At 70.2% G+C, this 17,018-nt stretch carries 15 protein-coding genes; 6 read left to right on the plus strand and 9 right to left on the minus strand.

Annotation, left to right across the window (positions count from 1 at the left end):
* Positions 1 to 18: 18 nt before the first annotated feature.
* A complete protein-coding gene (locus BLU79_RS28315) occupies positions 19 to 1,773 on the plus strand; it encodes a PA14 domain-containing protein (protein ID WP_093908744.1) in 1,755 nt (584 codons plus the stop codon).
* Between the two features lie 97 nt (positions 1,774 to 1,870).
* Here BLU79_RS28315 and BLU79_RS28320 read toward each other — a convergent pair whose 3' ends face one another.
* The 5 genes from BLU79_RS28320 to BLU79_RS28340 all read right to left on the minus strand — a co-directional run bounded on the left by BLU79_RS28320 (position 1,871) and on the right by BLU79_RS28340 (position 7,221).
* A complete protein-coding gene (locus BLU79_RS28320) occupies positions 1,871 to 2,323 on the minus strand; it encodes a heat shock protein transcriptional repressor HspR (protein ID WP_093908745.1) in 453 nt (150 codons plus the stop codon).
* Positions 2,324 to 2,328: 5 nt separating this feature from the next.
* Positions 2,329 to 3,510 (minus strand): molecular chaperone DnaJ, encoded by a 1,182-nt coding sequence (gene dnaJ, locus BLU79_RS28325; protein ID WP_093908746.1) that lies wholly within the window; start codon positions 3,508 to 3,510, stop codon positions 2,329 to 2,331.
* A gap of 45 nt (positions 3,511 to 3,555) precedes the next feature.
* Positions 3,556 to 4,215 carry a nucleotide exchange factor GrpE gene (grpE, locus tag BLU79_RS28330; protein ID WP_093908747.1) on the minus strand — a complete coding sequence of 220 codons (660 nt, stop codon included), beginning with the start codon at positions 4,213 to 4,215 and terminating at the stop codon, positions 3,556 to 3,558.
* A complete protein-coding gene (dnaK, locus tag BLU79_RS28335) occupies positions 4,215 to 6,062 on the minus strand; it encodes a molecular chaperone DnaK (RefSeq protein WP_093908748.1) in 1,848 nt (615 codons plus the stop codon). The genes grpE and dnaK overlap by 1 nt, the downstream gene beginning before the upstream one ends.
* A 94-nt stretch (positions 6,063 to 6,156) precedes the next feature.
* Complete coding sequence (locus BLU79_RS28340; protein ID WP_093908749.1) at positions 6,157 to 7,221, minus strand: MraY family glycosyltransferase; 1,065 nt, start codon at positions 7,219 to 7,221, stop codon at positions 6,157 to 6,159.
* A gap of 189 nt (positions 7,222 to 7,410) precedes the next feature.
* Between BLU79_RS28340 and BLU79_RS28345 the strand changes: the two genes are divergently transcribed.
* Together BLU79_RS28345 and BLU79_RS28350 are read left to right on the plus strand one after the other, a co-directional pair.
* The gene (locus BLU79_RS28345) at positions 7,411 to 9,693 is read left to right on the plus strand and encodes a (Fe-S)-binding protein (protein WP_093908750.1); all 2,283 of its coding nucleotides are present in this window, start codon (positions 7,411 to 7,413) and stop codon (positions 9,691 to 9,693) included.
* 88 nt (positions 9,694 to 9,781) lie between these two features.
* Positions 9,782 to 10,075, plus strand: a complete 294-nt coding sequence (locus BLU79_RS28350; RefSeq protein ID WP_093908751.1) for a zinc-ribbon domain-containing protein — start codon at positions 9,782 to 9,784, stop codon at positions 10,073 to 10,075.
* A gap of 9 nt (positions 10,076 to 10,084) precedes the next feature.
* Here BLU79_RS28350 and BLU79_RS28355 read toward each other — a convergent pair whose 3' ends face one another.
* From BLU79_RS28355 to BLU79_RS28365, 3 genes are all read right to left on the minus strand, one after another.
* A complete protein-coding gene (locus BLU79_RS28355) occupies positions 10,085 to 10,849 on the minus strand; it encodes a DUF2637 domain-containing protein (RefSeq protein WP_093908752.1) in 765 nt (254 codons plus the stop codon).
* A 330-nt stretch (positions 10,850 to 11,179) separates the two neighbouring features.
* Complete coding sequence (locus BLU79_RS28360) at positions 11,180 to 12,373, minus strand: MFS transporter (protein ID WP_177001211.1); 1,194 nt, start codon at positions 12,371 to 12,373, stop codon at positions 11,180 to 11,182.
* A 93-nt stretch (positions 12,374 to 12,466) separates the two neighbouring features.
* Positions 12,467 to 13,018, minus strand: a complete 552-nt coding sequence (locus BLU79_RS28365; protein ID WP_093908753.1) for a YciI family protein — start codon at positions 13,016 to 13,018, stop codon at positions 12,467 to 12,469.
* Positions 13,019 to 13,065: 47 nt separating this feature from the next.
* Here BLU79_RS28365 and BLU79_RS28370 point away from each other — a divergent pair, with 47 nt between their 5' ends.
* Positions 13,066 to 13,533, plus strand: coding sequence for a GNAT family N-acetyltransferase (locus BLU79_RS28370; protein ID WP_093908806.1), 468 nt, complete (start codon positions 13,066 to 13,068; stop codon positions 13,531 to 13,533).
* 15 nt (positions 13,534 to 13,548) lie between these two features.
* Here BLU79_RS28370 and BLU79_RS28375 read toward each other — a convergent pair whose 3' ends face one another.
* Positions 13,549 to 14,343 carry an SAM-dependent methyltransferase gene (locus tag BLU79_RS28375; RefSeq protein ID WP_093908754.1) on the minus strand — a complete coding sequence of 265 codons (795 nt, stop codon included), beginning with the start codon at positions 14,341 to 14,343 and terminating at the stop codon, positions 13,549 to 13,551.
* 183 nt (positions 14,344 to 14,526) lie between these two features.
* On the opposite strand from BLU79_RS28375, the gene BLU79_RS28380 reads away from it, so the two are divergent.
* Together BLU79_RS28380 and BLU79_RS48380 are read left to right on the plus strand one after the other, a co-directional pair.
* Positions 14,527 to 15,795: an FG-GAP repeat domain-containing protein gene (locus tag BLU79_RS28380; RefSeq protein WP_256333501.1), complete on the plus strand. Its 1,269-nt coding sequence runs from the start codon at positions 14,527 to 14,529 to the stop codon at positions 15,793 to 15,795.
* 131 nt (positions 15,796 to 15,926) lie between these two features.
* Positions 15,927 to 16,988 carry a hypothetical protein gene (locus BLU79_RS48380; protein ID WP_177001212.1) on the plus strand — a complete coding sequence of 354 codons (1,062 nt, stop codon included), beginning with the start codon at positions 15,927 to 15,929 and terminating at the stop codon, positions 16,986 to 16,988.
* Positions 16,989 to 17,018: the final 30 nt, after the last annotated feature.

Below are 17,018 nucleotides of genomic sequence, written 5' to 3' on the forward strand. Positions count from 1 at the left end.
ACACGACCGAGGGACCCGATGAACCCAGCCAGACGCACGACCGCCGGGGCCGCAGCCGGCGTCGTGCTCGCTATCGCAGGCGGACTGCTCACCATCACCACCGCACCCGCCTCCGCCGCCGTGACCTGCACGTCACCGGTCTTCAAGCGACAGTTCTTCGCGAACACGGCCTTCTCCGGTACACCGAAGAAGACCGACTGCGACACCGCCGTCGACCAGAACTGGGGCACCGGCGCCCCGGCATCCGGCCTCCCGAAGGACAAGTTCTCCGTCCGCTGGAGCCTGACCCGCGACTTCGGCTCCGGCGGCCCCTTCTCCCTCACCGCCTCCGCCCAGGACGGCATCCGCGTCTATCTGGACGGCAAGCTCAAGATCGACCTCTGGAAGAACGTGTCCACGACGGTCAGGAAGACCGTCAACGTCACGATCCCGGCCGACAAGCACAGCCTGCGCGTCGACTTCGTCAACTGGACCGGGACGGCGAACGTCAAGTTCGCCTACGCGCCCCGCACGTCCGCGGACGTCGACAAGGTGAAGCCCCTTGCTCCGACGGCGACTTCGGCGTCGTACGACGCTTCGACCGGCAAGGCGAAGCTGACCTGGGCGAAGAACAAGGAAATGGACCTCGCCGGCTACCGCGTCTACCGGCGCCTGAAGGGCGCACCGTTCGGCGGCACGCCGCTCGCGACGACCGCTTCCTCGACGTACTCGGACGCCACCCTCCCGGTGACCGGCGCGACCTACTACTACGAGGTCCGCGCCTACGACAAGGCCGGCAACGAGTCGACGGGCACGGCGGACCAAGCCGTCACCACCGCCGACCGGGTCGCCCCCGGCGTACCCACCATCACGCGCGCGACGGGCGAGGTGACCCCGACCGGCGGCACGGGCGGGCTCCAGGTCGGCTGGGACGCGGTCGCGGACGCGGCGTCGTACCGCGTCTACCGCGCGGCGAGCGAGAACGGCACGTACGCCAAGGTCGGGAGCACGGACCAGCTCACCTACCTGGACACCTCGGCCGCCGAGAACACCGTCTACTACTACCGGGTGTCGGCCGTCGACGCGGCGGGCAACGAGTCCGCGCGGTCCGAGCCCCAGCGGGGCAAGATCTGGGACAACGACCCGCCGCCGCTCGTCTCCGGGCTGAGCGTCACCCCGACCGAGTACGGCTTCCAGCTGGACTGGGACAAGAGCCCGGCCGAGGATCTGCAGCACTACCGGGTCTACTGGGGCGAGCTCCTGGGCGACGAGGGCGACGAACAGGTCTGCTATGGCACCGTGTCGGACTACGTCTCCCCCGACGAGACGTCCTTCGCGTACACCACGCTCCCGGACGGCGACGAGGTCTGCTTCTTCCTCGACGCCGTGGACGACGACGGGAACTCCGCCATCAAGTGGAGCGACGACGGCGTCCAGGCCGTGACCGCGACCGAGCTCGACATGACGCCGAGCGTGGCGACGCCCGAGGGCTCCCCGCTGCACCTGACGGCGACGGGCGCGGAGGGCGACGAGGGCAACCAGCTCACGTGGTCCGGGCTCGGCGCGGGCGAGGAGGAGTCCGCCGACCCGGCGGAGAGCTTCCGCGTCTACCGGTGGAACCCCGCCTCCGCCACGTACGAGAAGATCGCCGAACTCCCGGCCGGCGCCTTCACGTACTTCGACACGGGCGCGCGGCGCGGCACCACGTCCTTCTACTGGGTGACCGGTGTGCAGGCCGACGGCACCGAGTCCGTCCCGGCGGGCGACTGGACGGTCACCGCCCCCGCCGCCTGACCCAGGTACACGGGGCACAGGGAAGGGGCCCGGAGAGTTCACTCTCCGGGCCCCTTCCCTGTCCGCTGTCCGCGTGCGCGTCCGCGTGCGCGCGCCGTCAGTCCGACGACTGCTGCCGCTTCGGCCGCCAGACCACCAACGCGCTGGTCTGCTGCACCTCCTGATACGGCACCAGATCCCGGCGGTACGACGCGTGCACCGCCGCCTCGCGCTGCTGCATCGTCGCCGCCGCGCCGTCCAGGGCCGACTGGAGTTCGGCGACCCGGGACTGGAGCGCGGCGACCTGGTTCTCCAGTTCGATGATGCGCTTGATGCCGGCCAGGTTGATGCCCTCGTCCTGCGACAACTGCTGGACGGTACGCAGCAGTTCGATGTCGCGGGCCGAGTAGCGGCGGCCCCGGCCGGCGGTGCGGTCCGGAGACACCAGGCCCAGGCGGTCGTACTGGCGCAGCGTCTGCGGGTGCAGGCCGGAGAGCTGGGCCGCCACCGAGATGACGTAGACCGGGGTCTCCTCGGTCAGTTCATACGGATTGCGTCGACGGCCGTCCATCTCGATCAAGCTCCCTTCGCGGCCTGGAACAGCTCAGCCCGCGGGTCCTCGTCCGCGGTCGCCTCGCGATACGCCTCAAGCGCGTCACGAGCCTTCCCCGTCAGGTCCTTCGGAACACTCACCTCGACGGTGACCAGGAGGTCGCCGCGGGTGCCGTCCTTACGGACCGCGCCCTTGCCCCGCGCCCGCATCGTACGGCCGTTGGGCGTGCCGGGCGGCAGTTTCAGGGTGACCGGCGGTCCGCCCAGGGTGGGGACCCTGACCTCGCCGCCGAGCGCCGCCTCCGTGAACGTCACGGGGACGGTGACCGTGAGGTTGTCGTCCTTGCGGCCGAACACCGGGTGCGCGTCGACGTGCACGGTGACGTACAGATCGCCCGCCGGGCCGCCGCGCTCGCCGGGTGCGCCCTTGCCGCGCAGCCGGATGCGCTGGCCGTCCGACACCCCGGCCGGGATGCGGACCTGCATCGTCCGGGACGACTTGGCCCGGCCGCTGCCCTTGCACTCCAGGCACGGGTGCTCGGCGATCAGGCCGCGCCCCTTGCAGTCCGGGCAGGGGTCGGTCAGCGAGAAGCCGCCGCCCGAACCCCGGGCCACCTGGCCGGTGCCGACACAGGTCGGGCACACCCTGGGCGTGCCGTTCTTGTCGCCGGTGCCCGCGCAGGCCTTGCACGGGGACTGCGAGGACATCCGCAGCGGGACCGTCGCTCCCTCGATCGCCTCGGTGAAGCTGAGGGTGACCTCGGTGTCGATGTCCTGGCCGCGGCGGGGCTGGGTGCGGGTGCCCGCGCCCGTGCCGCCGCGGTTGAACAGGCCGCCGAATACGTCACCGATTCCGCCGCCGAAGCCGCCGGAACCCCCTTGGCCCTGGGCGCCGCCTCCGAAGAGGTCGCCCAGGTCGAAGTTGAAGGAGCCGCCGGCGCCGCCCGGCCCCGGACGGAAGCCGCCGTTGCCGAAGAGGGCGCGTGCCTCGTCGTACTCCTTGCGCTTCTTGGGGTCGCCGAGGACGTCGTTCGCCTCGGAGATCTCCTTGAAGCGCTCCTCCGCCTTGGCGTTGCCCTTGTTGGCGTCCGGGTGGTTCTCGCGGGCGAGCTTGCGGTACGCCTTCTTGATCTCGGCTTCGGTGGCGTCCTTGGGGACGCCGAGGACCTTGTAGAAGTCCTTCTCGATGAAGTCCTTGGTGCTCATCCCCGACGTCCCTCCTCCCTGATCGGGTTTCCCGTCAGTTCAACGTCAGCCCTCGTCCGGGCCACCGTTCTCCTTGTCGTCGCCCGCTGCCTCGGTCGCCTCCTCGGCCTTGACGGTCTGCGCGCCCGGCTGGGGCTCGGCGACGGCCACCCGCGCGGGGCGGATGGTGCGCTCGCCGATGCGATACCCGGGCTGCAGGATCGCCACGCAGGTCGTCTCGGTGACGTCCGGAGCGTAGGAGTGCATCAGGGCCTCGTGGATCGTCGGGTCGAAGGGCTCGCCCTCCTTGCCGAACGCCTGCAGGCCCATCTTCGCCGCGACGGTCTCCAGCGACTCCGCGACGGACTTGAATCCGCCGACGAGCTCGCCGTGTTCCCGCGCACGGCCGATGTCGTCGATCACGGGCAGGAGCTCGGTCAGGAGGTTCGCGATGGCGATCTCCTTGACCGTGATCCGGTCCCGCTCCACACGGCGGCGGTAGTTCTGGTACTCGGCCTGGAGCCGCTGGAGGTCCGCCGTGCGCTCACCGAGCGCCGTACGCACCTGGTCCAGCTGGGCCACCAGGCCCGCGTCTGCTGCTCCGTCCCCGGCCGGGGCCGCCCCCTCGCTGTTCGACGAGGTTGCGGCCTTCGACTCGGCGTCGTCAGGGGTCGCGCCGGAGGGGACGTCGGGCCTCTCCTCGAAGCCCGGGGTCTCCTCCGTCATTACGCGGCACCGTCCTTGCGCTCGTCGTCCACGATCTCGGCGTCGACGACGTCGTCGTCAGCGGCCTTGCCACCCGGAGCGGCGCCCTCGGGGCCGCCCGCGGCCTGCGCGGCCTGGGCGTCGGCGTACATGGCCTGGCCCACCTTCTGGGAGACCGCGGCGACCTTCTCGGTGGCCGTGCGGATCTCGGCGGTGTCCTCGCCCTTGAGCGCGGTCTTCAGCTCCTCGACGGCGGCCTCGACCTCGGTCTTGACCTCGCCGGGGACCTTGTCCTCGTTGTCCTTGAGGAACTTCTCCGTCTGGTAGACGAGCTGCTCGCCCTGGTTGCGGGTCTCGGCGGCCTCGCGGCGGGCGTGGTCCTCCTCCGCGTACTTCTCGGCCTCTTCGCGCATCCGGTTGACCTCGTCCTTCGGCAGCGAGGAGCCACCGGTGACGGTCATCTTCTGCTCCTTGCCCGTGCCGAGGTCCTTCGCGGTCACGTGCATGATGCCGTTGGCGTCGATGTCGAAGGCGACCTCGATCTGCGGGACACCGCGCGGGGCCGGCGGCAGACCGGTCAGCTCGAACATCCCGAGCTTCTTGTTGTACGCCGCGATCTCGCGCTCGCCCTGGTAGACCTGGATCTGCACGGACGGCTGGTTGTCCTCGGCCGTCGTGAAGATCTCGGACCGCTTGGTCGGGATCGTGGTGTTGCGCTCGATGAGCTTGGTCATGATGCCGCCCTTGGTCTCGATACCGAGGGACAGCGGGGTCACGTCGAGGAGCAGGACGTCCTTGACCTCACCCTTGAGGACACCGGCCTGCAGGGCGGCGCCGATGGCGACGACCTCGTCCGGGTTGACGCCCTTGTTGGCGTCCTTGCCGCCGGTCAGCTCGCGGACGAGCTCGGCGACGGCGGGCATGCGGGTGGAGCCACCGACGAGGACGACGTGGTCGATCTCGTTGATGGAGACGTTGGCGTCCTTCATGACGTTGAAGAACGGGGTCTTGCAGCGCTCCAGCAGGTCGGCCGTCAGCTGCTGGAACTGAGCCCGGGTGAGCTTCTCGTCCAGGTGCAGCGGGCCCTCGGCGGAGGCGGTGATGTACGGCAGGTTGATCGAGGTCTCGGTGGAGGAGGACAGCTCGATCTTGGCCTTCTCGGCGGCCTCGCGGAGGCGCTGGAGGGCCATCTTGTCCTTGCCGAGGTCCACGCCGTGGCCGCTGGCGAACTGCTTCACCAGGTAGTCGACGACGCGCTGGTCCCAGTCGTCACCACCGAGGTGGTTGTCACCGTTGGTGGCCTTCACCTCGACGACGCCGTCGCCGATCTCCAGCAGGGACACGTCGAAGGTGCCGCCGCCGAGGTCGAAGACGAGGATCGTCTGGTCGTCCTTGTCGAGGCCGTACGCGAGCGCGGCCGCGGTGGGCTCGTTGACGATGCGCAGGACGTTCAGACCGGCGATCTCGCCGGCCTCCTTCGTCGCCTGGCGCTCGGAGTCGTTGAAGTACGCCGGGACGGTGATGACCGCGTCGGTCACCTTCTCGCCCAGGTAGGACTCGGCGTCCCGCTTCAGCTTCTGGAGGATGAAGGCGGAGATCTGCTGCGGGTTGAAGGGCTTCCCGTCGAGCTCCATCTTCCAGTCGGTGCCCATGTGGCGCTTCACGGAGCGGATGGTCCGGTCCACGTTGGTGACCGCCTGGCGCTTGGCCACCTCGCCGACGAGCACCTCGCCGTTCTTGGCGAAGGCGACGACGGACGGCGTGGTCCTGGCACCCTCGGCGTTGGTGATGACGGTGGGCTCGCCGCCTTCGAGAACGCTGACGACGGAGTTAGTCGTGCCCAGGTCGATGCCGACCGCACGTGCCATGGTTGATTCCTCCAGCTGACTTGAGTGGAACGGACTCAAGTGTGCATGACGCCTCCCGCCCGGTCAACAGAGCTGAGTCGACCCCACTCAACTCTTATCCGTTCCTTACACGCAACTGGGCTCTGACCTGCGTAGATGTGACGTGAGTGGACGTCCGCGTGGTATCCCCCACGGGGAAATAGGGTTGACGCCGAGGCCCGTAGACCTTGATCCGCAGCAGTCCGAGTACGGCGATGAGGGCGACCGCCGCCACCCAGTACAACCCGGACACCGCGAGCCATCCCATGTGCACGAGAACCCCGACCAGCACCCCGGCGAAGGCGGCGACCCCCAGCAGGACGGTCGCGCCCTGCGGGGTGAGGCCGAGGCGGCGCATACGGTGGGCGAGGTGATCGGGTGCGCCGCGCAGCAGGGGCCGCCCGGCCAGTCGCCGGGACAGCGTCACGAGGAGTACGTCGGCGGTGGCGAGGGCGGTGAGCGAGTAGAGGATGCCCACGCTCGACACCGGATCGCGTCCGGCCCGGGTCATCACGGCCGACGCCGCCACCATGAACCCGACGAACAGGGACCCGCACGACCCGAACCCGATGCGCGCGGGCGGCCAGTTGTGCATGAGGAACCCGGTCAGCGCGGCGGCCAGCACACTGAGCAGCACGGCGAGTTCGTCCATCACCTCGGCCGCCGCGAGCACACCGACACCGAAGGCGGTGACGACCCCGACGGTGCCGGCCAGCCCGTCCGCGTGGTCGAGCGCCTTGAAACCGACGGTGACGAGGACGATCAGGCCGACGGCCGGCACCCCCAGCAGGAAGCCCGTGTCGCCGTACGGCACCACGCAGGCCGCCGCCACGGCCGTACCGCCGACCAGGAACCGCGCCTTCACCCGCCGCACGTCGGCGACCAGCCCGAGCAGGGCGACGGCACCCCCGGCGATCAGCAGCCGCCTGATCTCGGGGCCGAGCGGGGCGACCCCCGCCCACTCCCAGCCGGCCACGACCAGGCAGGTGGCGAGGACGACGGCCAGACCGCCGAACAACGGCAGGGGCCGCTGCCGCCGACGGTCGATGACGCCGAGGCGCAGCGCGGGCAGCCGGAAGAGCGCCGAGAGGAAGGCGGCGAGGAGGAGGGCGGTGGTGGCGGCGGCGATCCCGTACAGCACGGAGCTAGGTTAGTGCCGTATATCCACTTTTGAGATGAATAACACGTTCGGATCTTAAGGCAACCCTCAGCGACCCAGATCACCCCGCACCTGGCTACAGTGCGACGGAGGATGGGGGTAGTCTCAGACGGACTGCATAAGTTACCGCTTAGTAATATCTAACCCCTCGCAGGCCCGAGGAGCCCCGAAATGCAACTCGCCGCGATCATCGTGTCGCTGGTACTGACCGTGGTCGGCGTTGCGCTGCTAGCACGCGCCATCGGCCAGTTCGTCCGGTACTTCAAGCTCGGCCAGCCGGTCCCGGCCGGCAGCCGGACCGACAACCCCTACGCGCGCAGTGTGACGCTGATACGCGAGTTCCTGGGCCACACCCGGATGAACCGCTGGGGCATCGTCGGCTTCGCGCACTGGTTCGTGGCGGTCGGCTTCCTGACCCTGCCCCCGACCCTGGCGCAGGCGTTCGGCCAGCTCTTCCAGGCCGACTGGACGCTGCCCGTCATCGGCGGGTTCCTGCCGTTCGAGCTGTACATCGAGTTCATCGGCGTCATGACGATCCTGGGCATCGCGGTGCTCATCGTGATCCGCCTGCTGAGCCTGCCCTCCCGAGCCGGCCGCAAGTCCCGCTTCGCGGGCTCGAAGTCAGGTCAGGCGTACTTCGTCGAGTACGTCATCCTCACCATCGGCCTCGCGATCTACGTGCTGCGCGGCCTGGAGGGCGCGATCCACCACGTGGAGCACTACGAGGCCGCGTACTTCGCCTCGTACCCGCTGGTCCTGGCCTTCAAGGGCCTGAGCGTCCCCACGCTCCAGACGCTGATCTACTTCACCGCGATGGTGAAGATCAGCACCTCGTTCATCTGGATGATCGTGGTCTCGCTGAACACCAACATGGGCGTTGCCTGGCACCGCTTCCTGGGCTTCCCGAACATCTGGTTCAAGCGCAACGCGACGGGCGAGACGGCCCTCGGCGCCCTCCAGCCCATGACCTCCGGCGGCAAGCCGATCGACTTCACCGACCCCGGTGACGACGACGTCTTCGGCGTCTCCCAGGTCGAGCAGTTCTCCTGGAAGGGCCTGCTGGACTTCTCCACCTGCACCGAGTGCGGCCGCTGCCAGTCGCAGTGCCCCGCCTGGAACACCGGCAAGCCCCTCTCCCCGAAGCTGCTGATCATGTCGCTGCGCGACCACGCGCACGCCAAGGCGCCCTACCTGCTGGCCGGTGGCGGCAAGTCGATGGAGGGCGAGGAGAAGGCGTCCGAGGAGCAGCTGAAGGACGTCCCCGCAGCCGCCCTCGCGGAGGCCGAGCGCCCCCTCATCGGCACCGTCGAGGAGAACGGCGTCATCGACCCGGACGTCCTGTGGTCCTGCACCACCTGCGGCGCCTGTGTCGAGCAGTGCCCGGTCGACATCGAGCACATCGACCACATCGTCGACATGCGCCGCTACCAGGTGATGATCGAGTCCGCGTTCCCGTCCGAGGCGGGCACGATGCTCAAGAACCTGGAGAAGAAGGGCAACCCCTGGGGCCTGGCCAAGAAGCAGCGCCTGGAGTGGCTCAAGGAGGTCGAGTTCGAGGTCCCGGTCGTCGGCCAGGACATCGAGGACCTCACCGAGGTCGAGTACCTGTACTGGGTCGGCTGCGCCGGCGCCCTGGAGGACCGCGCCAAGAAGACCACGAAGGCCTTCGCCGAACTCCTCCACATCGCGGGCGTCAAGTTCGCGATCATGGGCGGCGACGAGAAGTGCACCGGCGACTCCGCCCGCCGCCTCGGCAACGAGCCCCTCTTCCAGGAGCTCGGCATGGAGAACGTCATGGCCCTGAACATGGCGTTCGGCGAGGAGATGGACGACGACGGCAAGGTGACGCCCGAGTCCGCCAAGCCGAAGTCGGCGAAGAAGATCGTCGCCACCTGCCCGCACTGCCTCAACACGATCGGCAACGAGTACCCGCAGATCGGCGGCGACTACGAGGTCATCCACCACACCCAGCTGCTCCAGCACCTGGTGGACGAGGGCAAGCTGGTCCCGGTGACCCCGGTCGAGGGCATCATCACCTACCACGACCCCTGCTACCTGGGCCGCCACAACAAGATCTACACGCCCCCGCGCGAGATCATCGCCAACGTCCCGGGCCTGCGCAACGAGGAGATGCACCGCCACAAGGAGCGCGGCTTCTGCTGCGGCGCCGGTGGTGCCCGGATGTGGATGGAGGAGCGGATCGGCAAGCGCATCAACAACGAGCGCGTCGACGAGGCTCTCTCCACCAACCCCGACATCATCTCGACGGCCTGCCCGTTCTGCCTCGTCATGCTGACCGACTCGGTCAACGGCAAGAAGAACGACGGCAAGGCCAAGGAGTCCATCACGGTCGTCGACGTCGCCCAGCTCCTGCTGGAGTCGGTCAAGACGCCGGTGGACCCGCAGGACACGGCCGAGACGGAGAGCGAGCCGGAGCCGGAGCCGGTGAAGTAGCTTCTATAGCAGTCCGACGCCCCCCTGTCCTCATCGGGCAGGGGGCGTCGTCGTACACGGCAGGAAGCGATCGGAAAGGATCCGCGGCGTGATCATCTTCGGCACCAAGGGCTACCTCTACCAGCTCGCGATACTCACCCTGGTGTGCGGCCAGTGCGGCAACCCGGCCGCACACACGCTCAGGAAGCGCGTCACGAAGTTCACGCTGTTCTTCGTGCCGTTGTTCCCGTTCTCGACCAAGTACGCGACGCAGTGCACCTTCTGCGGCGCCGAGCAGAAGGTCACCGCGGAGCAGGCGGAGCAGTTGCAGGCGCAGGCCGCGTCCGGCGGGCACGGCGGACAGCAGGCCTACGGGCAGCCGCAGCAGCCGTACCAGTCCTGATACGGCCGGTCAGGACTTCGTCTGCTTGGTGCCGTTCACCGGGTCGGCGGCGTGCTTCGGGCCGGGCCGGGAGGAGAACTGGCCGACGAGTTCACGGAAGCAGACCAGGGCGGTGATCGGCGGGATGCCGACGACCACCATCGCGAGCAGGGAATGCGGTGACTGGCCGATGCACAGCGCCACCGCCACGCCGGAGGAGACCAGCATGACCGCCCAGGAACGGCGGGCCGTTCTGCGCTGAACGGATGCGCGCAGGATGGACAGTCCCGCTAACAGCCACGGCCCGTACACCGTCAACGGCCACCATTCGCCCAGTTTCGGCGACACGACGAGCAGCGCGATGGTGCGGAGCTGATCGTACGAGTACGAGATGGACCAGGTCAGCATCGTCACCGCACACACCGTGATGGCCGCGACGAGGACAGCGACGGTGATGATCCGCGGGTTTCCGCCGAGGATGCGAGCGCCTGCCTGGGGCCGCCGGCGATTGACCGGGCGGCGCGGGCGGGTGTCCCTGTCCCTGTCCAGCGGGCGGGTGTCCCGGTCCAGCAGACGAGCGTCCCGGTCCAGCAGACGTGTGCCGCTGTCGAGCAGGGGAGCGGGCGGATCGAGATCCATGCCGTGCGTCGTGTTCAGCATCTGCGCCAGCTCGGCATCCGGGTCCCACGCCTCCGACGAGATCGTCGTCGGGCCGGGGACCTGCCAGAGATGCTGCGTGTCGACCTGCTGCGTGTAATGAGGGTGATCGCCTAGCGCGTCATAATCGGTCCTCATTTCTAGAACCCTTCCCCTTCCATCGACGCCCGGAGATATTCACTCTCCATCCGACCGATGGTTCTCAGAAAGTCCTCAAGCAGATCCGAACAGTGCGTGACGCTTTCCCCGGTGGTCTGATCAGCTGCCTGCCGCGAGCGGAACGGACCACCCTCACCTGCATGTCTTTCCTGCCAAGTCACGCCCACCTAACGAGTGCCGGACGGCCCAGGACATCTGGCATTCGGGGGAATATCCGTCAACGGTGATTATCGGGAAGATCCAATGACAGGGCCCGTCCGGTGAAATTCTGAAAATGTCGAAGATATCGATGGCGCCGAGGATGTATGACTAAATCTTGTCGGGTGCGGTGCGTCGCCGGGCCGCGAGGGAGAGGGCCAGGGCGGGGCCGACGGCGAGGAGGAGGGCGAGGGCCGCGTAGCCGTAGGTGAGGGTGGCCAGGGAGGCGACCGCGGCCACCAGCAGCGGGCCGCCCGCGTCGCCGAGTTCACGGCCGAGCTCGGCGGAGCCCATGGTCTGGCCGAGCCGTTCCGCGGGGGTGGAGGCGGCCAGCGCGGCGAAGCCGAGCGGGGTGATCAGGCCGGTGCCCATGCCGATCAGGGCCGCGGCGGCCAGGACGCCGGTCAGTCCGGGGAGCATCGCACAGGCCAGACCGGCAGCCGTGATCAGCAGCCCGGCGGTGAGGCCGCCGCGGGCCGTCAGGCGGCCCTCGTCCAGTGCTCGCCCGGCCTTCGGCTGTACGACGGCCGCGCAGGCCGCCAGCACCGACACCGCGGCGCCGGTCGCCACCGTGCCGAGTCCGGCGGCGGCGCCGGAGACCGGCAGGAAGCCGACGCCGACGGAGAGGGCGGCGGTCGCGCCGGCCAGGGCTGCGGTGGGCCGCAGGAAGGCGGGGTCGGCCAGGCGCCGGGCGAGGTCCACGACGGTCTGCCGCTGCCTGGGCAGTGGCGGTACGTGCGGGACGGCGACGGCGGCCCAGAGCGCGACCGCCGCGCCGAGCACCGCCAGCACGACGAACAGCAGCCGCAGACCGCCGGCCCACACCAGGACGCCGCCGAGCAGCGGGCCGAGGGTGTACCCGATGGACTTGTAGAAGCCGTAACTGCCGAACGCCCGCCCGTGCTTGGCCGCCGGGTTCAGCCGGGCCACCAGCGCGGACGCGGACGGCGAGAACGCGGAGGCCGCGGCGCCCTGACCGAGGCGGGCCGCCCACAGCCAGCCGGGGCTGTCCGCGACGACGTACGCGCCGGACGCCACCGCGAACGCGACAAGCCCGCCGAGCAGCACCGGCCGGGCACCGATCCGATCGGCGAGCGCCCCGAACAGCGGCTTGAGCAGCACCTCGGCACCGTCGTACAGGGCCAGCAGACCGCCCAGGACGAGCAGCGAGGTCACGGCGTCGTCGGAGTGCCCGCCGAGGTTGGCGGCAATGCCGTGGGCGCCGAAGGCGGTGGTGAAGCCGGCGGCGTAGAGGGGCCACATCTGGGCGGCGGGGGCGGCGTGCCGTGCCGACGTCGCGGTCATGCGGTGCCTTCCTCGTCAGTCACATGCACGTCCGTATCAGCTGTCGCGTCCGGCAGGAAGGGCGCGTCGATCAGGCCCTTGTCGCCCAGGCACCTATCGCCGCCCGCCGAACTCCCAGTCATGGACCTCGACGTCGGCATACCGGTCCACCGTCAGCACGGCACGCGCCGCCTCCGGGTCCGGCGCCCTGAGCAGCACCGCCGTGCCCACCCAGGTGGCGCCGTCGTCGGAGAGGAGCGGCCCGTACGCGATCAGTTCGTCGCGGTCGGGCGGTACGGCGAGGTCGGCGGCCTGCCCCGCGACGCCGAGGCCGAGCACCAGGTAGCGGTTGCCGTCGGTCCGGCCGCCGGGGAAGTCCCACATGGTGCGCCCGAGCAGATTGCGCCACCGGCGCAGCAGCACGTCCCGGTACGCGCCCGCCTGGTAGTTGGGCTCGTCGAAGGCGAACGCGCGGGCGGCGGCGGGGTCGGGCAGGTCGACGATGTGCACGCTGCCGGTGGGCGTCTCGCCGTCGGCGGCGAAGGTCGGGCCGCGGGCGATCAGCTCCTTCGCATACCCGTCCATGTAGGACCAGTGCGCTTCAAGCAGTTCCTCGCGCAAGGGGAGCGAGCCGGGCCGATCGCGGTGGTAGCAGAAGAACTCCATGCGCCCAGTGAAGCCGGGCGGACCCCGACCGCGCTAGCGTGCCGATCATGGCGGACTGGGAGATACGGCCCGCCTCGGCGTCGGACGTCGAGGCGGTGGCCGAGTTGCGCGCGGTCGTGCTGCGGGCGGATCTGGAGCGGCTCGGGCGGTACGACGAGGGGCGTGTGCGGCAGCGGTTGCGGGACGGGTTCGAGCCGGACCACACCTGGGTGATCGAGGTGGGCGGCGCGTTCGCGGGGTGTGTGGCGCTGCGGCCGGCCGAGGACGCCCACTGGCTGGAGCACTTCTATCTGGCCCCGCGGCTGCAGGGCGGCGGTATCGGTTCGGGTGTGCTGCGCGAGCTGCTGGAGCGGTGCGACCGCGACGGTGACGGCCTCGTCGTCCGGTTGAACGTGCTGCGGGGCAGCCCGGCCCGACGGCTGTACGAGCGGCACGGGTTCACCGTCGAGACCGAGGACCGGGTGGACGTGTTCATGGTGCGTGGCCCTCGCGGCCGAGCTGCTGAGGGCCGCTGAGGACTCCCGACGGCGCTACGGCTTGCGCGCCACCCCGCCGAAGTCGTCGACCTCGTCCGGCGCCTGGTCACCCGACGCGCTCGGGCGCCACCGGGACACGGACACGACACCCGGCTCCAGCAGCTCCAGACCGTCGAAGAACCGGGCGAGTTCCTCCGGGCTGCGGTTGACCCGGGGGTTGTCGCTCGCCTCGTTCCACTGCTCGATCATCTCCCGCATCGCCTGCGGGTTGAGCACCTCGGTGTCGTCGCAGAGCACGAGGTGGCTGCCGGAGGGCAGCGCGTCCACGAGGCGGCCGACGATGCCGTAGACGGTGTCGTCGGTGATGTGGGCGGTGATCCCCAGCAGGATGAGCGCGACCGGCTGGCTGAAGTCCAGGGTCTTGGCGGCCTGTTCGAGGATGGCCTCGGGTTCGCGCAGGTCGGCGTCGATGTAGTCGGTGGCGCCTTCGGGCGTGCTGGTGAGCAGGGCCTCGGCGTGGGCCAGGACGACCGGGTCGTGGTCGACGTAGACGATCCGGGTCTCGGGGACGAGCCGCTGGGCGACCTCGTGGGTGTTGTTCGCGGTCGGCAGCCCGGTGCCGACGTCCAGGAACTGCCGGATGCCGGCCTCGCGGACGAGGTACTCCACCGTCCGGACGAGGAACGCCCGCTGGGCCAGGGCGATGTCGAGGATCGCCGGATTGCCGCCCGCGATCTGGTCGCCGACGGCCCGGTCTATCTCGTAGCAGTCCTTGCCGCCGAGCCAGTAGTTCCAGATCCGGGCGGAATGCGGCACGCTGCTGTTGATCAGCGGGCGTTCAATTGCCATGGGAGCTCCCCGAGTTGGCCGGATGTCACCCCATAACCTAGCCCCGCCGGCCGAACGACTTCCCGCTTCCCCGCACAGGGCTGTCGCCTCTCCTCGAACGCGTGCATCATTACCCAGTTGTTGTCCCTGGTGCTGACGAGGTGATCGGTGCGCACGCGAAGAGCCGGGATGTGTACGGCGACCATGAGCGCGGCCCTTCTGCTGGCAGCGGCCTGCGGTCCCACCCCGCACGACGACGCCGATGCGGCCCGGCACACCCCGGTCCACGTCGCCGACGCCCCCGCCCAGCTCCCCATCCCCCGGGGCAAGGGCAGCAAGACCCCCGACGACGACTTCAACGGCGACGGCCACCGCGATCTCGTCCTCAACGACCTGGTCAAGGCCCAGGCCCACGCCGACGACGCGGGCATCGGCATCGTCTACGGCAGCGACCGCGGACTGCAGCCCGGCGCACGGCAGTTGCTCAGCCCGCGGCGGCACGCGGCGCCGACGAAGGGACAGCTCCCGGCCGTCTTCGACGCGGAGGAGACCTGCGACCTGGACGGCGACGGCTTCACGGACCTGGTCGTCTCCACCGACCCGCCCTACGACGGCCAGGGCCGGCCGCCGGTCCCGCTCCAACTCCTCTTCGGCTCCCCGAAGGGCCTGACCGGCAAGGCGGTCAAGCTCACCATCCCCGGCGCCGCCCGCGTCGGCAACGACTGGCCCGACCAGCCGGTGTGCGGCGACTTCGACGGCGACGACGCCGAGGACCTGGTCGTCCACGCGTCCGGCGGCCGACTGAGCTTCCTGCGGGGCCCGTTCAGCCGCAAGGGCACCCCGCGCGCCGCGGGCGCCCCCGTCCCGGCCCCCGGCAACGTCCCCACGGGCCCGTCCGCCGACGTCAACGACGACGGATACGACGACCTGGTGGTCCGTACGACGCAAGGCGCCGGCCCCTCGGCCCTCGTCCTCGGCGGCCCCACCGGCCCCACCCGCACAGGCGTCACCCTCCCTTCCGGCATCGACGTCGCCCTCGGCGCCTTCGGCAGGGGCAGGGCCGCCCTGGACGCGGCGATCGGCACCCTCGACGGAACGTCCCTGCGCTACGACCTCCCGGCCACCGCCGCCCGCGGCACCCTCGACGTCCCCGGCTCCATGCTCGACACCGCCGACTTCGACGGCGACGGCCTCGGCGACCTCATCTCCAGCGGCTCCCGGCTGCGCGTCTTCCCGGGCCGTAAGGCAGGTCTCAAGACGGCGGGCATGGTGACCGTCGAGCCGCCCGCCCAGGGCACCACGCGCGTCGTCACCGTCGGCGATTTCGACGGGGACGGGCGGGCGGAGCTGGTGGTGCGGGCGTACGTCGGCGAGACCAAGGACACGGTGGCCGTGTATGCGGGGGTGAAGGAGGGGTTGGTGGAGGCGGAGCCGTCGGTGACGTTCTCCAGCGCGGAGTTCCTGGCACCGTAGGAGGCCTGCGTCGGTCGCCGAGGAACCCGCGACGTCAGCACGCCCTGCTGGAAGTTGGCACCCGTCATGTGGAACCACGAAGGCGACAAGCGCGCTCTGCGTGGTGTAGGCCCACAAATATGGGGGGTGCTGTGAGCCGGGTTCTTTACAGCGAGCGGCCATGGAATCCGCTGGCACGGACCGTGGAGTTGTCCGAGGACCGGTTGCGGAACGGCAGCAGGACCACGCCGTTGAGTGAGCTGAACCTCGGCGCCATGGCCGAGGCGTTCCAGCGCGGCTGCTGGCTCGGGGGCGGCGGGACGGAGCGCCCGCTGCAGTGGCTGGCGCCCGGGACCGGGGTCGTTCCCGTGACCCGCGTCACCGGCACCACCACCCTGGTGCGGGTGCGGCACGCGGCCGAGTTCGCACACAGGCTGGGCGAGCTGGCGGTGTGGCGGTGTGGTGGGCCTGACCAGGTGGCGGCCCTGGCAGCCCTGGCCCGGGCCGAGGGCGTACCGCTGTGGATCGCCCGGCGGATCGCGCCGGGGCCCGCCGGGCCGATCGCCGTCGCGGTGGACCGGCGCCTGGTGCGCGTGGATGTCTGGGGGCCGCACGCTCCCGTCGTACGGATCCGAGCGCCGTACGGCTTCCGCCGCGACGCCCCCGAACCCTCCAAGGGCCTGTGGCTGACGATCGGCGACGCCACGGCGGAGCTCGAACTCAACAGGAGGCTGCGCAAGTCCAAGGCGTCCGTGGAGGTACGGCTCCCAGGGCAGCACTGGGTGCTGCGGCGGGAGAACGCGGTGAGCTCGTGGCTGCTGCGCAACGAACGCCCCGTCGCTCTGCTGGGGCGGCCCCCGCGCCGACGGGTACTGGAGCCGGGCGCGGTACTGCTGCCGCTGTCCCCTGTGCGGTACGAGAGCCCTGACCCGCTGGACGCCGTCATGGCGCAGGTCTTCGCCGTCGCCTTCGGGCTCGGGGACACGACGGGCTGGGCACGGTTCCGGTCGCAGCGGCGCCCGCTGAACGGGGGCGAGCCGATCGCCACCGACGACTGGTGGGACCGCCCCTGGTTCAGCAACCTCGGGAACAGCAGCGCCGACAACGAACCAGGCGGCAGCGACGGCTGGGGCGGCGGCGACAGCGGTGGAGGCGGCGGGGGCGACAGCGGGGGCGGGGGCGGAGACGGTGGTGGTGGAGGAGGAGGCGACTGAGAACGGCCGAAGGCAGCCTGCCTGAGCCGC

The sequence above is a fragment of the Streptomyces sp. cf386 genome, from assembly GCF_900103585.1.
Lineage (GTDB): Bacteria > Actinomycetota > Actinomycetes > Streptomycetales > Streptomycetaceae > Streptomyces.

Bases quoted from the DNA above. Each gene is read 5' to 3' on its own strand.
- dnaJ (WP_093908746.1), bottom strand. From the start codon at position 3,510: ATGAGCACCAAGGACTTCATCGAGAAGGACTTCTACAAGGTCCTCGGC.
- BLU79_RS28320 (WP_093908745.1), bottom strand. From the start codon at position 2,323: ATGGACGGCCGTCGACGCAATCCGTATGAACTGACCGAGGAGACCCCG.
- BLU79_RS28365 (WP_093908753.1), bottom strand. From the start codon at position 13,018: ATGGAGTTCTTCTGCTACCACCGCGATCGGCCCGGCTCGCTCCCCTTG.
- BLU79_RS28345 (WP_093908750.1), top strand. From the start codon at position 7,411: ATGCAACTCGCCGCGATCATCGTGTCGCTGGTACTGACCGTGGTCGGC.
- BLU79_RS28380 (WP_256333501.1), top strand. From the start codon at position 14,527: ATGAGCGCGGCCCTTCTGCTGGCAGCGGCCTGCGGTCCCACCCCGCAC.
- BLU79_RS28375 (WP_093908754.1), bottom strand. From the start codon at position 14,343: ATGGCAATTGAACGCCCGCTGATCAACAGCAGCGTGCCGCATTCCGCC.
- BLU79_RS28360 (WP_177001211.1), bottom strand. From the start codon at position 12,373: ATGACCGCGACGTCGGCACGGCACGCCGCCCCCGCCGCCCAGATGTGG.
- BLU79_RS28355 (WP_093908752.1), bottom strand. From the start codon at position 10,849: ATGAGGACCGATTATGACGCGCTAGGCGATCACCCTCATTACACGCAG.
- grpE (WP_093908747.1), bottom strand. From the start codon at position 4,215: ATGACGGAGGAGACCCCGGGCTTCGAGGAGAGGCCCGACGTCCCCTCC.
- BLU79_RS28370 (WP_093908806.1), top strand. From the start codon at position 13,066: ATGGCGGACTGGGAGATACGGCCCGCCTCGGCGTCGGACGTCGAGGCG.
- dnaK (WP_093908748.1), bottom strand. From the start codon at position 6,062: ATGGCACGTGCGGTCGGCATCGACCTGGGCACGACTAACTCCGTCGTC.
- BLU79_RS28315 (WP_093908744.1), top strand. From the start codon at position 19: ATGAACCCAGCCAGACGCACGACCGCCGGGGCCGCAGCCGGCGTCGTG.